Source organism: Subtercola sp. PAMC28395 (genome assembly GCF_018889995.1).
Lineage (GTDB): Bacteria > Actinomycetota > Actinomycetes > Actinomycetales > Microbacteriaceae > Subtercola.
Genome location: NZ_CP076547.1, coordinates 1,525,499 through 1,539,805 on the forward strand (window position 1 = coordinate 1,525,499; position 14,307 = coordinate 1,539,805).

A 14,307-nucleotide genomic window follows, 5' to 3' on the forward strand; every position below is an offset into this window, starting at 1 on the left:
AGTCATGCCTCGTGTCATTCGCCTAGCCGTCATCCCCGGAGACGGAATCGGCCCCGAGGTCATCGCCGAGGCACTGAAGGTGCTCGATGCGGCGGTCGGAGCATCCGGTGCCGTGGCGTCCGACGAAGCAGTGACCGTCGAGAAGACACACTTCTCGCTCGGGGCTGCGCGTTACCTCGAGACCGGTGACGTGCTCACCGACGAGGATCTCGCCGCCATCGCCTCGCACGACGCCATTCTGCTCGGTGCGGTCGGTGGGGTGCCGGGCGACCCGCGCCTGAAAGACGCGAACATCGAGCGCGGATTGCTGCTGCGGCTGCGTTTTGCCCTCGACCACTTCGTGAACCTGCGACCCACGACGATCTACCCGGGTGTGACGAGCCCGCTCTCGAATCCCGGCGAGGTCGACTTTGTGGTCGTGCGCGAGGGCACAGAGGGGCCGTACGTCGGCAACGGCGGCGCGATCCGCGTCGGCACGCCCCACGAGATCGCCAACGAGGTCTCGGTCAACACGGCCTACGGCGTCGAACGCGTGGTGCGCTTCGCGTTCGAACTCGCCGCCAGCCGCCCCCGAAAGAAGCTCACGCTCGTGCACAAGACGAACGTGCTGGTCTTCTCGGGCAGCCTCTGGCAGCGCACAGTCAACGCAATCGCAGCCGAGTTCCCCGACGTCTCCGTCGACTACCTGCACGTCGACGCAGCGACCATCTTCTTCGTGACGAACCCTGCTAAATTCGACGTGATCGTCACAGACAACCTCTTCGGCGACATTCTCACCGACCTGGCCGGCGCGATCAGCGGCGGCATCGGGCTGGCGGCCTCGGGCAACATCAACCCGACCGGCACCTTCCCCAGCATGTTCGAACCCGTGCACGGATCTGCACCCGACATCGCAGGCAAGCAGATCGCCGACCCGACTGCCGCGATCCTGTCGGTGGCGCTCCTGCTCGACCAGCAGGGGCTACCTGGGGCAGCGGCCCGCATTCGGGATGCTGTGACCGGCGACCTTGCGGAGCGGGCGAGTGCAGCATCCAGAGTCTCGGGTGCTGACGCACTGCCCGCACGGAGCACTGCAGAAGTGGGCGATGCGATCGTGGCGGCGCTCGGATCGCTTGCGGTCGCCGCACACTGACCTTGATCGGCGCACACCCAGCCAGCCCAACCGGCGCTGCACCACCCCTCGAAATCCATTTCATGACCTGAGGACACACCCCATGACGACCACCGCTTCGACACCAGCCCCCACTGCCGGCGAATCGGCAACCGAATTCCCGCTGGCCTTCCAGCTCACTCCGTCGACGGATGCCCGGGCAGAGGCCGAGCGCGAGGCCATCCTTGCCGACCCCGGCTTCGGCAAGCACTTCACCGACCACATGGTCTCGATCGAGTGGACCATCGATGACGGCTGGCACAACGCCGAGGTGATGCCATACGGGCCGATCTCGCTCGACCCCGCGGCTTCGGTGCTGCACTACGCGCAGGAGATCTTCGAGGGGCTGAAGGCCTACCGGCACGCCGACGGGTCGATCCACACCTTCCGGCCCGAGGCGAATGCGGCCCGGCTCCAGCGCTCTGCGGGCCGCCTCGCGCTGCCCCAGCTCTCGACCACGGACTTCGTCGAATCGCTCAAGCAGCTGATCGCCGTCGATGGCTCGTGGGTCCCCGATGCCCCGGAGACGAGCCTGTACCTTCGGCCGTTCATGTTCGCCACAGAGAGCTTTCTCGGCGTGCGTGCCGCTCGCAAGGTCGGGTTCTACGTGATCGCCAGCCCGGCGGGTACCTACTTCACCGGAGGAGTCGCCCCGGTGAACATCTGGCTCTCGACGGAGTTCAACCGTGCCGGCCGCGGGGGAATGGGTGCGGCGAAGACCGGCGGCAACTACGCCTCGTCGCTGCTGCCCCAGGAGCTCGCCTACGAGAAGGGCTGCGCGCAGGTTCTCTTTCTCGACTCGCAGGAGGGCAAATACCTCGAAGAGCTCGGCGGAATGAACCTCTTTCTCGTCTACAAAGACGGCACGCTCGTCACGCCCGCGTCGTCGAGCATCCTCGAGGGGATCACGCGCGACAGCATCATGCAGCTCGCGCGGGATCGCGGCCACAACGTCGAGATCCGCCAGGTCGAGATCGAGGAGTGGAAGGCCGGCTCGGCGTCGGGCGACATCGTCGAGGTGTTCGCCTGCGGAACGGCGGCTGTGATCGCGCCCGTCGCCCAGCTGCTCGGCGAGGACTTCGCGCTCGGTACCGCGGGGGCTCCGGCCGGCGAGCTGACGATGTCACTGCGCCAGGAGCTCACCGACATCCAGTACGGCCGCATCCCCGACCGCCACGGCTGGCTTACGCGGCTCGACGCCTGACGCCGGCTCGCTGACACGCCCGCGGCGCACCGCCGACCTCCTCCCACTGAACCACCCTGTACTTCGGGCGGAGAACGGGCACTGTGGGCGGCTGGTGGCCGCGAATCCGTTCACCTCCTCCCGAAGTGCACTTTGGATGCACGGGGATAGGCTGAACGGGTGAAAATTGTGCGATTCAGTGCGGGCGACGACCCGCGGTACGGCATCCTCGACAGCGGGCCCGACGGCGACGACCTGGTCGTGCTGGTCGGCGACCCGATGTTCCAGGGGTTCGAGACCACGGGGGAGCGGGTGCCGCTTGCGGGCGTGAAACTGCTTGCCCCGGTCATCCCGAGGTCGAAGGTGGTCGCGGTGGGCAAGAACTATGCGGACCACGCCAGGGAGATGGGCGGGGAGGTGCCCGATCATCCGATCATCTTTCTCAAACCGAACACCTCGGTGATCGGTACCGGCGACGCGATCGTTCTGCCGTCAGACAGCGAGCAGGTCGAGCACGAGGCGGAGCTTGCCATCGTGATCGGCAGTGTGGCGAAGAACGTGCGCGCAGAGGACTACGCATCGGTGGTGTTCGGCTACACGGTGGCGAATGACGTGACTGCGCGCGACATCCAGAAGCTCGACGGCCAGTGGGCCAGGGCGAAGAGTTACGACACGTTCTGCCCGCTCGGCCCGGTGATTGAGACCGAGTTCGACTTCACGGATGCCCGCATCGAGGCCCGCGTCGATGGAGTTGTGAAGCAGCAGGGCACCACAGCAGACATGATCTTCGGCATTCCCGAGATCGTGGCCTTCGTGTCGCGGGTGTTCACGCTGTTGCCGGGAGACGTGATTCTCACGGGCACTCCCGCCGGAGTCGGGCCGATCACTTCGGGCCAGGTCGTCGACGTCAGCATTGCGGGAATCGGCACGCTGTCGAACCCCGTGCGTTAACCCTTGCCATTCGAGTTCACACCCCCGCGTTTGCGCTCAGCTTCTCCCTCGCAGCCGACTGAACTGAACTCTTTTCGAACAGCTTCTGTCGGGCATCCGCTCGTGCCGGTGGCATCAGTACGCTGGGCTCCACCACCTCTTCCGAAAGCAGAATTACTCCATGACCTATCTAGCCGACTCCACCCGCTATGACGACATGCAGTACCGCCGGGTCGGCCGCAGCGGGCTCAAGCTCCCGGCGCTCTCGCTCGGGCTCTGGCACAACTTCGGCCACACCAAGCCGCTCGACGTGCAGCGCGCCATCGTGCGCCGGGCGTTCGACCTCGGAATCACCCACTTCGACCTCGCAAACAACTACGGGCCGCCCTACGGCTCAGCAGAGACCAACTTCGGCCGCCTGTTCGCCGAAGACCTGAAGCCGTACCGCGATGAGCTCATCATCTCGTCGAAGGCCGGCTACGACATGTGGCCGGGCCCGTATGGCGATTTCGGCTCACGCAAGTACGTGCTCTCGTCGCTCGACCAGAGCCTCGGCCGCCTCGGGCTCGACTATGTCGACATCTTCTACTCGCACCGGCCCGATCCCGAGACCCCGATCGAAGAGACCATGGGCGCGCTCGCCACGGCCGTGCACCAGGGCAAGGCGCTCTACGTCGGCATTTCCAACTACTCACCTGAGCAGACCCTCGCCGCGAAGGCTGCCCTGGCCGAGCACAAGGTGCCGCTGCTCATCCACCAGCCCCGGTACTCGATGCTCGACCGTCGACCCGAAGAAACCGGCCTGCTCGACACTGTCCGTGAAGAGGGAATCGGCGCAATCGTCTTCTCACCGCTCGAGCAGGGGTTGCTCACCAGCCGCTATCTCGACGGCAACATTCCCGAGTCGTCGCGAGCCGCGGTCGGGCACTTCCTCACTCCCGAGAAGGTGCAGGGCTACCTCGGCAAGGCCCGTGCTCTGAACGAGATCGCGGATGCCCGGGGCCAGACCCTCGCCCAGCTCGCCCTGCTCTGGGTGCTGCGGCAGCAGGGTGAGACCTCGCCCGTCACCTCGGCCATCATCGGCGCGAGCTCGGTCGAGCAGCTCGAGCAGAACGTTGCGGCCCTCGCTGCCCCCGCGCTCGATGCGGCCGAGATCGCTGCGGTCGAAGTGGCGCTCGCCCCCTGAGATTCGGTGGCCGCTCCGGGGGCATGAGAATGGCAGGGTGAGCCTTCTTCGGGCAAGTGCCGTAATGGATTGAAGGTTCGAGACTCTCTTCTGTGGAACGCATTGTGCCTCCGCCGTCGAAAGTCTGTGATGAAACCCGATCCTTCTCCCTGTCACTCTCCTGCCCGAATACGACCTCTCGCTCGCGCCGTAGTGGGCACCGCGTTCGTTTGTTCAGCCATCGTCGCTTTCGCACCAATGGCATTCGCGAGTCCACACTCGGACTATTACGTGCCACGAAACGTCTGGGAGAACTCAGGCCCCTCGCTGGTCGAAACGGGCACAACAGTGTCAATCTCGGGCGATGGTGCATATACGGTGTTCGAATCAACCGCAAAGCTCACTCCGGATGCTCAGGGCGACGAACGACACGTCTACCGTAAGAACACCGTGTCCGGCTCGGTCGACCTGGTGTCCACGCACGCACGTGACTCCACTTCCACCGGTTCGTCGTTCTCTGCATCGATCTCTGGCGACGGCCGCTTCGTCACCTTCATGACGACCGATCGGGATGTGTTCTCCAGTGACCCTGGCCCGAATGGCGGCGCACAGATCGCGTATCGAGACATGAACGAGGCCTCCGCTCGCCTCATCACCTCTCGGCATGCGCCAGAGACAGAAACGCTGGCCGCTCGAGCACAGGTCGACGATGGCGAGAATGCGTCGCCCGTCATCTCTGCAGACGGTCGTCACGTCGCATTCGTGTCGACCGTTCCGGGCGTCAACAACCTCGGTCCAGACTTCACGGGGGTACCGACGATCGAGGTCTACGACAGTGAGACCGACGACGTCACCAGCGTGCACGAGGGCCGCCAGCCGTCGATTTCCGCAGACGGTCGGTACATCGCTTTCACCTCTGGTGCGGGTACGGCGTCTGCCGAAAGTGGCAAGACCGGCGCACCAGGCGCTGACAAGCCCAAGCCTTCACAGGTCTTCCGCTACGATCGCGTCGACGCAACTGCGGCGATGGTCTCGAATGCGGCAGGCACAGCGTCACCCGCTGACGGTGACTCATCGCGACCAAGCATCTCGGCAGACGGCTCCCGGGTTGCGTTCATGTCTGGCGCGTCCGATCTGGTTGAGTCGGGTGATCTTCCGAAGACAAGTCAGATGCTCGATGCCTACGTGCGTGACCTGACGTCAGCACACACGCATCGCGTGTCTCTCCTCCTCGACGATTCAGCGTCTCCGTCAGACGCCGAGGTCGCAGCCAAAGCTCAATCGACGCACCGAACGCGGCGCTGGTTGGAAGCATTCGGAGGGTCGATCGCCGTGTCGATTGCAGCGAACGGAGCAAGCGTGGTCGTGACGTCGATCAATCCGCTCCTCTCAATCACGGGCGACTGCAGCGGGTGTCAGACCTTTGTGGATGACAATGACGCCCTCGACGTCTACTCGGTCGGGTTGTCCCCCGAGGGGCGGCCGCAGTCGGTTCAGCCCGTGTCGATGCGTAAGAATCTCGACGACTTCAGTACCGACGGCTTGGGCGTCGCCTATGCGTTGAACTCGGATACAGGCACTGGCGATTCCATTGCCGATGGCACGACGCCCGTGACAGCAGATGGGCAGACTGTCGTCTTCGGCTCCATCGCGGATGACCTCCGCGGCTGGGACTCCACACGTAAGGTCCTTGCGGGTGATCTTGATTTCAACCCAGCACCAAAGCCTCGCTGGAAGGATGACACTGCGGCCGCCGGAGCCATGTGGGTGCCACACTATCTCGACGGAGGATTCCCCGGTTCGACGCCGACCACAGTCCGGCTGTTTCAGGCGGACACGAACGGCTTCGCGTCGCACCTCCATCCCGGAGCAGTCGCAACCGGATCCCTGGCAACCAGGCAGACGGAATCCGTGGAGTACAACACTCGTACCACCTCTCTGCCTTCGCTCAAGGAGAAGCCTGCACAGCTCTCAGCCACCGGTCGGTTCTCGACAGATTCCGTTAGCGCAGGCACCAGCGGAACGACGTATCAACTCACTGTCACGGCACATACTTCGGGCTCGGCCGTCGTCGAATACGATTTCGACCACCTCTCGATCGATGCTGTGCCGAGCATCCCCACCGGCTGGGATCGCGCGACCGACGACGTCGCTGGCACGCTGACCTTCACGAAGGCGCACGTGTCGGCTGGAGATGTCGCAGAGTTCGCGTTGACGGTCACCGAGGTTGACACGGGAGCACCGGCAAAGGCCAGTGTCACAGCAGAGGTGAACGGTGCGACCGCTTCCACGAGCCTCATCGTGCGGCCGAGTGCGCCAGTCTGCGCTGGCACCACCGGTCAACCCCCTGTGATCATCGCGGGCCTGGCAACAGCGCTTCGCGGAGTGCAATGCCTTTCGGAGTCGGCAACCATCAGCGCTGTCGCGCCTCACGGTGTTGCCTCTGCGACGGCAAGTGGCGTACTGACGTACACTCCGGATTCCGCCTACCGCGGGCCAGAGACGCTCGAGGTCAAAGCCACCGATGCTGCTGGTCGCGTCAGTCTTCCTACCGCCATTGCTGTCGCCGTCGGGTCGCCTGCGCTCGCCCTCGACGATCCCTATACCGCGCGGGTCGGCGAAGATCTAGTCGTCGACGCCGCACACGGGCTCCTATCAAACGACATCTTCCCGACGAACCGAGCCGAATGGCATTTGGACGAGGGCAATCCTCCAGACCACGGGACGGTGAAGATCGATGACCAAACGGGGGCCTTCGTCTATTCCCCAGCTCCGGGATTCACCGGGGATGCGGTTTTTCGGTACAGGGCGTACGGCCCTGATGCCCATTCGGATTCAAACATCGGAACGGTGACAATTCATGTTCGCTAAGAAGACGTTCGTGGACGCTGAAGCTTCGCGTCGGGCTGGCATCCGGAAGGGTGTCGCCGGTGGGGCCGCTGTGCTCCTGCTGTGCAGTATTGCGTGGGCGCAACCTGCTTTCGCCGGGTATCACGAAGACGGCGAGTGCGACCCGAAGGCGACTCAGATGGTTCAGGGTGGGGGTACCGGTGACACGTTGATGATGGTGCAGGTGTGCACTGACAGCGGTCGATGGGAGACCACGGCGACCTACTACTCCTACGACGAACACATGGTCATCTCCGAGCCTCGGCTGGTCAGCTTCGACTATTCAGGGTACGGTTCGGTCAACCCCTACGCCGCTGATGGTTACGCCTATCGGAAGGCCCGCGAGCTGTACACGGATCCGGTCAGTTGGAGGCCACTTGTCGACTATGCGCAAAAGGCGCTGAGTGCGAAACCCCGAGCTGTCTCGGCGAGAGATTCCGTTGTGATCTCTGACGCCTGTCAGGTATACCCGGTTCGGTGGACGGAAGATGACAATCGAAGCTCGACGTACAACTATTGGCTGGCCCCGATCCCTAAGCCTGACGGAGGTACGGGAACGATCACGTATTCACTGAAGGAAGGCCTGACGGCTGAGCAGCGAACCACGATCATGGGCGGTCTACTCGCCTACGATGAGGCCAGGGTGGGTACCACTCTTCCGAAGATCGAGCTCGCCACCGGAACCGAGACGCCAACGATCTCGTTCGAAGACGGAACAGCGCACATCGGCGACAGGATCGACGCGGCCGAGACGGCTCCGCGAGAGTTCGAAACGACGCCTGACGGATTGAGGCACTACAAGAACGGGACCCTCTACCTCTCGTCGCGCCCAGCCGACCTGACTGAGCGCACCGTGGCCCATGAAATTCTTCACGTGCTCGGGTTTGGCCACATTCCGTTCAACGACCCCGCTCATTCAGTCATGTCGCCGAACCTTGACTTTCCCTGGGGTATCAAGAACTCTGACAACCTGACACTCACCGATGGTGCTCCGCCGCTGCCTCCGGCCATCGATGCGTGCACGAAACTGGGCATGCAGCTGGCCAAATAGCTACGTGCACGGCCGCGATAGCGAGGATTGTGCGTTCTTGCGCGATTAACTGGCCTGCATCACGGCCAGCACGTTGCCTGCCGGGTCGCGGAACCACGCGATGTCGGGGCCGTAGCCGTTGCCGCGGGCGATTCCCTTGGAGTCGGTCGGGAACTCATCGTCGGAGTAGATTTTCGTTTCGACACCCCGGGCGATCAGATCATCCACAGCGGACTCGATGTCGTCGACCGGAAAGTTCAGGATCGTGAACGATGCGGGGGAGTGGTTGGGCTTGCCGTACGCGAGAACCTTGCCACCGCTGGCCAGGTTCAATTCGAGGAATCCCATCGAGTTCAGGCTCACGTCGAGGCCGAGCGTCTCTCCGTAGAAGGTGTGGGCGGCTGCGACGTCAGTGACGGAGAATCCGCTGAATGCGTGTGCTGCAGTGAACATGGTGGCTCCTGATCTCGGTGTGGTGCGGGGTGGTGCTGGGTGGTGCGGGAAGTGCAGAGAGCTGGGGTGAAACCGCGCGGCTCGCGGGCTCCAGCGGCGCAGACACGTTCCCGCGGTAATGTGTACGATGTTCACATCAGCGCCGCTCTTCACGATCACACGTGCGCGGCCTGAAGTCTAGAGGGAGCGTGCAGAAAGATGAGCCTGCCCCCCTCGGCTGCGTCAAGCCGTTCGACCTATCGGCACGGAGACCTTCGCGACGCGCTCGTCGAGGCAGGCATCGCCATGGCACGCTCCGGCGGCCCCGATGCCGTCGTGCTGCGTGAGGCCACCCGCCGCGCGGGAGTTTCACCGAACGCGGCCTACCGGCACTTCGCCGACCGCCAGGCGCTGCTGCGAGCCGTGTCAGACGCCGCGCAAGGCACGGCTGCCGACTGCATGGAGGCGGAGATCGCGGCACTGCCGATGTCACCCAGCTCGCCGTCCGTCACCGCGCCCGCCGTCGCGGCCCGACTGCTGCTGCGAGCCGTCGGCACCGGCTACCTGCGGTTCGCCCGAGACGAACCCGGCCTCTTCCGTGCCGCGTTCTCTGTGCCAGACCACCTGGCCAACAGCGGCGACCCAGCGAAAGCCGGTGTCGCGGGCCGCACGCCGTTCCAGATACTGGGCGCGGCTCTCGACGCATGGTCGGCCGCGGGCATCCTGCCGCCGGAGCGTCGCGCGTACGCCGAGCTGTACGCGTGGTCTGCCGTGCACGGGCTCGGGATGCTCGTGATCGACGGGCCGCTGCGCGGCCTCAGCGACGACCTCGTCGACCAGGCCACCGTGCGCCTGCTCGACATGGTCGAACGCGGCCTCTGACCCATGCCCGAGGCAAGACGGGCTACCCAGCCCTGCACTGGCCACCCCGGGGCCGAGCGGTAGAATTATCGACAGTATGTCAATCTCAGAGCTCCCCCCGTTCTCCACCGCAACCGGCACCGACGTTCGTGTTCGTTTCTGCCCGTCGCCCACCGGTACGCCGCACGTCGGCCTGATCAGAACCGCCCTGTTCAATTGGGCGTATGCGCGCCACACAGGCGGCAAGCTGATCTTCCGCATCGAAGACACCGATGCCGCCCGCGACTCCGAAGAGAGCTACGAGCAGCTGCTCGACGCGCTCACCTGGTTGCGCATCGACTGGGACGAGGGTGTCGTCAAGGGCGGTCCGCACGCCCCCTACCGGCAGTCGCAGCGCACCAGCATCTACGAGGAGATCATCGAGAAGCTGAAGGCTAGCGGCCACCTCTACGAGAGCTTCTCGACCGCCGAAGAGATCGACGCTCGCAACGAGGCGAACGGCCGCGCCAAGCAGCTCGGCTACGACAACTTCGACCGCACCCTGACCGATGCCGCTCGCGAGGCCTTCCGTGCGGAGGGCCGCGTGCCCGCGCTCCGCCTGCGCGTTCCAGACACCGACCTCAGCTTCGACGACCTCGTGCGCGGCGAGATCACCTTCCCGGCCGGCAGCTTCGTCGACTTCGTCGTCGTTCGCCCCAACGGCGCCCCGCTCTACACTTTCGTGAACCCCGTCGACGATGCCCTGATGGGCATCACCCACGTGCTGCGCGGCGAAGACCTGCTGAGTTCGACCCCGCGGCAGATCGCCCTGTACGACGCCCTGGTGTCGATCGGCGTCACCACGTTCATCCCGCGCTTCGGTCACCTGCCGTACGTCATGGGCGAGGGCAACAAGAAGCTGAGCAAGCGCGACCCCGAGGCGAACCTCTTCCACCACCGCGACCGGGGCTTCATTCCCGAAGGCCTCATCAACTACCTGGCCCTGCTCGGCTGGTCGCTCACCCACGACCGCGACGTGTTCTCGATCGACGAGATGGTCGCCGCGTTCGACGTGGTCGATGTCAACCCGAACCCCGCGCGATTCGACCTGAAGAAGGCCGAGTCGATCAACGGTGACCACATCCGCCTGCTCGCGGTCGATGACTTCGCCGCACGCACGGTTCCGTACCTGGTGGGCGCGGGCATCCTGACCGAACCGCTGACGGATGCCCAGGCCACCGTTCTCGCCGAAGCAGCCCCCCTCGTGCAGGAGCGCATGGCCCTGCTCGGCGAGGCGCCCGCCATGCTCGGCTTCCTGTTCCAGCAGGCCGCCGATGTCGAGTACCAGCCGGATGCCCTGGCCACCCTCCCCGAGAACACCGGCGTCATTCTGGCCGCTGCCGTCGGGGCCCTCGAGTTGATCGAACTCGAGAATTTCACGCACGAGCGCATCAAAGACGACCTCGCCATCGCGCTCATCGACGGGCTCGGCCTCAAGCCGCGCATCGCGTACGGGCCGCTGCGGGTCGCGTTGAGTGGGCGCAAGATCTCGCCGCCTCTCTTCGAGTCGATGCAGATCCTCGGCAAGCAGGAGTCGATCGCGCGACTCGTGCGTCTCACGCAGGAGCGCTGACGTGACTGAGGCTGCCGACGAGGTGTTCGACGTCATCATCATCGGCGCGGGTCCGGCCGGGCTCAGCGCCGGGCTCAACCTGGTGCGGGCGCGCCGCCGCGTGCTGATGCTCGACAGCAATCGACCCCGACACTCGGCCACCCTCATGTCGCACGGGTTCCTGACCCGCGACGGCGTGCCCCCGCTGCTGCTGCGCAAGCTCGGCCGTGAGGAGTTCGAGAAGTACCCCGAAGCCAGCTTCCACCAGGCCATGGTCATTTCGATCGAACGCATCGAGGAGCCCGGCCCAGACGGCGAGCCGGTGGGCGAGCTGATCGTGGTGCACTCCAAGGGCATCCGTGGTTCGGGCGACCGAACGGCGACGGCCCGCACCCTGCTCATTGCGACCGGGCTCCTCGAGACGCTGCCGGCGCTGCCGAGCATCCGGGCCTTTTACGGCACAAGCATGCACAGCTGCACCGAATGCGACGGCTACGAGAAGTCGAATGCCCCGCTCGCCCTCATCGGCGAAACCGGAGACCTCGCCGAACGGGCCCTGCTGCTCTCGCAGTGGTCGAACGACCTCATCGTGTTCACGAATGGGGCCGACGTGCTCACCCCGGCAGACGCGGCAGCGCTCGATGCGCGCGGAATCGGCGTCGAACGCCGCCCGATCGCCGACATCGAGGGCGACCGCAGCGGGATGACCGGCATCTCCCTCACAGACGGCACCGTCATTGCGCGAAGCGGCGGTTTCGTGCGCCCCGAGTGGACCACCGCCCTCGACTACGAATCGATGCTCGGCCTTCAGACCGACGACGAGAACCTGCTGGTGGTCGACGGCAACGGGCGCACCTCGGTTTCCGGCGTCTTCGCGGCCGGCGACTCGACCCCGCCAGGCGCGCAGCAGCTCATCGTCGCGGCGGGCGAGGGTGCCAAGGTGGCGGCCGCGATCAACCGGCACCTGATCGGCATTCTCTAGAAGCCGTCTGACAGCGGCAGACTCTCCCGGCGGCCCGCGCCGGTTTGGGAGTACGGCCGCCATAAGCTAGAGTCGATAGCTGGCGCCCGAGCTTCGGTTGGGGCCCTTGGGGTATGGTGTAATTGGCAACACGGAAGATTCTGATTCTTTTGTTCTTGGTTCGAGTCCAGGTACCCCAGCTTCAAAGCCCCGGGAATTTCGGGGCTTTTTTCGTTTCGATGAACGGTCGTATTAGACGCGAGTCGGTATTCTCGCCCATTTACTGCGATTACGAGTCAGCAGAGCCTCGACAATTGGCCTCCTTTTGACAATGCCGCTCGAACAGGGCGCTGACTGTGTCGTGTATCTCTAGAGATACGAGACACCGCCGTCAGGTGCAAGTGCACACGTTACTGGTCTGCGCGACTCGTACCGTTGGGCCAAGATGTACTTATGAAATTCGAGGAAGTCAAGTATCGCGATTGTGGCTATTGTCGAACGGTACAGGTAGCGATGACTGTGCAGTGGTCGGATCGGAGACTGAAGGACGCCCAGAACGTTCAACATTACTGGGCCGCCCTTTCTTGTCCTCGATGCGGGCGCGTCACCCTGGTTGAAATGTCCATGCAGGACGATGTCAATTCCGGCGACTCAAGCATTAGTCCGAGATCTGATGTGACCGCCTTGCGCGCGACGCCCAGCGGCGAGGACCCCGCTGTGGCGGTAAGTCATCTCCCCGACGACGTTCGTGGGTTCTATGAGGACGCCTCGAGGGTTCTCCAAGCCGGTGTGCCAGACGCCGCGGCGGTGCAACTTCGAAAGACGCTCGAGGCTGCTGCTGCTCATAAAGGAATTAAAGAGAAGCAGCTCGTTAGTTCGATCAGGAAACTGGTCGAGGAGGGTTACGTGACACTCGATTTCAAGGATGTCATGACTCACATTCGTCAGATCGGAAACAGCGGTGCGCACTACACGGATGAGAGGCTTACGGCGCCCGAGGTTGAGCGTTCACTTCGTTTCACCACGCAGGTATTGCGCAATTTGTTTGAGGTTCCCGGCGAGCTAGACGAGCTTCGACGCGAGGCGGAGGCTGCCGACCCCACAACGAAGGCGGAAGAATCTGTTTCTCAAGATGAAACTACGCTCCTCATTTAGCTCTCGATCCTGCCCCGGTCGAGCTACCTGTCTTGGTCGGGGCTACTCGGGGAGGCGCTCGGTGAACGTAGTGATAGCCAGTTCGGCAAGTTGCGGTGGCGTGAGCTCGTCGCCGAAGAGCGCACTCAGCCGGACGAGCTGGCCGCGCGTGATCGTGACAGGGAAGTGGGTGTCGATAGGCCGAATGACGGCGAACGGCTTCCACTGATAGGTGATGAGAATCGATTCATGCCGCTCGAACACTTCGAAGGTGTACCGCAACGCGTCACGCTTAGATCGTCTTTTGGAGATGGACCTCCTCGGGGACCGTCACTTCCCAGAGCTGTCACTTGGAGAAGGCGCGACGGCGGCCTTGCGAGTTCCTTCGCGAACCAGATGACAGCATCCGCAGGAGCGATCACTTGGCGCCTTGCTGCGTGCGGTCGGAGAGGCAGCCCATCGCCAGGTTCCGAGTTGGCCAGGGCGAGTCTGTCACCGCCGCTCGGCGTGATGAAGATACCGGTGACACCAAACTCGACGCACAGACCCTCAATATGTTCGAGGGTCCAATTGCGCCCGTTTTTGTCGATTTCGCCCCGCCCACCATGGGCCAACCCGTAGCTTCCGAAATGGAAGATGTTCGTTACTCCGAGACCCGCAGCCTCTCTGATATGTGCTTCGGCGTAGCCGTTCTCACCCAAGTCGCGGGCGAATCCAACTTGCTCGGCGCTCACAGTTGGTAACCCTCTTCCACATCGGACCCAGGCCGGTCTAGGTACAACTTCTCCACATTGAGCGTGCGTCCCGGCCGCCGAGACACATGGGTCACTTGCAGCTCACGCCAGCTGAGATTCTCCAAGTTCAGCTCTCCTATGTTGCCGACCGCAGGGCGGCCCGCGGTGACTGCGCGATGTGAAGTTTGTCGTTTGTCAGTTGTCTGCGTGCAACTTCAAGGCCCCGCCGAGCCGTTTCCTCTGGTCG

12 protein-coding genes and 1 tRNA gene are annotated in these 14,307 nt (G+C 64.0%); 11 read left to right on the forward strand and 2 right to left on the reverse strand.

Going from position 1 to position 14,307, the window contains the following annotated elements; all coding sequences use genetic code 11:
- Window positions 1-4 precede the first annotated feature (4 nt).
- From KPL76_RS07045 to KPL76_RS07070, 6 genes are all read left to right on the forward strand, one after another.
- Window positions 5-1,132: a 3-isopropylmalate dehydrogenase gene (locus tag KPL76_RS07045; RefSeq protein ID WP_216335736.1), complete on the forward strand. Its 1,128-nt coding sequence runs from the start codon at window positions 5-7 to the stop codon at window positions 1,130-1,132.
- 82 nt (window positions 1,133-1,214) lie between these two features.
- On the forward strand, window positions 1,215-2,354 hold the full coding sequence (locus KPL76_RS07050; RefSeq protein ID WP_216335737.1) for a branched-chain amino acid aminotransferase: 1,140 nt from the start codon (window positions 1,215-1,217) through the stop codon (window positions 2,352-2,354).
- Between the two features lie 159 nt (window positions 2,355-2,513).
- Window positions 2,514-3,284 carry a fumarylacetoacetate hydrolase family protein gene (locus KPL76_RS07055; RefSeq protein ID WP_216335738.1) on the forward strand — a complete coding sequence of 257 codons (771 nt, stop codon included), beginning with the start codon at window positions 2,514-2,516 and terminating at the stop codon, window positions 3,282-3,284.
- A 160-nt stretch (window positions 3,285-3,444) separates the two neighbouring features.
- A complete protein-coding gene (mgrA, locus tag KPL76_RS07060) occupies window positions 3,445-4,449 on the forward strand; it encodes an L-glyceraldehyde 3-phosphate reductase (protein ID WP_216335739.1) in 1,005 nt (334 codons plus the stop codon).
- Window positions 4,450-4,806: 357 nt separating this feature from the next.
- On the forward strand, window positions 4,807-7,299 hold the full coding sequence (locus KPL76_RS07065) for an Ig-like domain-containing protein (RefSeq protein WP_216335740.1): 2,493 nt from the start codon (window positions 4,807-4,809) through the stop codon (window positions 7,297-7,299).
- A 10-nt stretch (window positions 7,300-7,309) separates the two neighbouring features.
- Window positions 7,310-8,368 (forward strand): hypothetical protein, encoded by a 1,059-nt coding sequence (locus KPL76_RS07070; protein ID WP_216335741.1) that lies wholly within the window; start codon window positions 7,310-7,312, stop codon window positions 8,366-8,368.
- Window positions 8,369-8,413: 45 nt separating this feature from the next.
- Here the strand turns inward: KPL76_RS07070 and KPL76_RS07075 are convergent, their stop codons facing one another.
- Window positions 8,414-8,800, reverse strand: a complete 387-nt coding sequence (locus tag KPL76_RS07075; protein ID WP_216335742.1) for a VOC family protein — start codon at window positions 8,798-8,800, stop codon at window positions 8,414-8,416.
- 198 nt (window positions 8,801-8,998) lie between these two features.
- Here KPL76_RS07075 and KPL76_RS07080 point away from each other — a divergent pair, with 198 nt between their 5' ends.
- The 5 genes from KPL76_RS07080 (at window position 8,999) to KPL76_RS07100 (ending at window position 13,347) form a co-directional block, all read left to right on the forward strand.
- Window positions 8,999-9,661, forward strand: a complete 663-nt coding sequence (locus KPL76_RS07080) for a TetR/AcrR family transcriptional regulator (protein WP_216335743.1) — start codon at window positions 8,999-9,001, stop codon at window positions 9,659-9,661.
- A gap of 76 nt (window positions 9,662-9,737) precedes the next feature.
- The gene (gene gltX, locus KPL76_RS07085; protein WP_216335744.1) at window positions 9,738-11,252 is read left to right on the forward strand and encodes a glutamate--tRNA ligase; all 1,515 of its coding nucleotides are present in this window, start codon (window positions 9,738-9,740) and stop codon (window positions 11,250-11,252) included.
- 1 nt (window position 11,253) lies between these two features.
- Window positions 11,254-12,213 (forward strand): NAD(P)/FAD-dependent oxidoreductase, encoded by a 960-nt coding sequence (locus KPL76_RS07090; RefSeq protein WP_216335745.1) that lies wholly within the window; start codon window positions 11,254-11,256, stop codon window positions 12,211-12,213.
- 107 nt (window positions 12,214-12,320) lie between these two features.
- A tRNA-Gln gene (locus KPL76_RS07095) sits at window positions 12,321-12,392 on the forward strand.
- Between the two features lie 253 nt (window positions 12,393-12,645).
- Window positions 12,646-13,347 (forward strand): DUF4145 domain-containing protein, encoded by a 702-nt coding sequence (locus tag KPL76_RS07100; RefSeq protein ID WP_216335746.1) that lies wholly within the window; start codon window positions 12,646-12,648, stop codon window positions 13,345-13,347.
- Window positions 13,348-13,389: 42 nt separating this feature from the next.
- Here the strand turns inward: KPL76_RS07100 and KPL76_RS07105 are convergent, their stop codons facing one another.
- Window positions 13,390-13,590 (reverse strand): hypothetical protein, encoded by a 201-nt coding sequence (locus tag KPL76_RS07105; protein WP_216335747.1) that lies wholly within the window; start codon window positions 13,588-13,590, stop codon window positions 13,390-13,392.
- Window positions 13,591-14,307 lie beyond the last annotated feature (717 nt).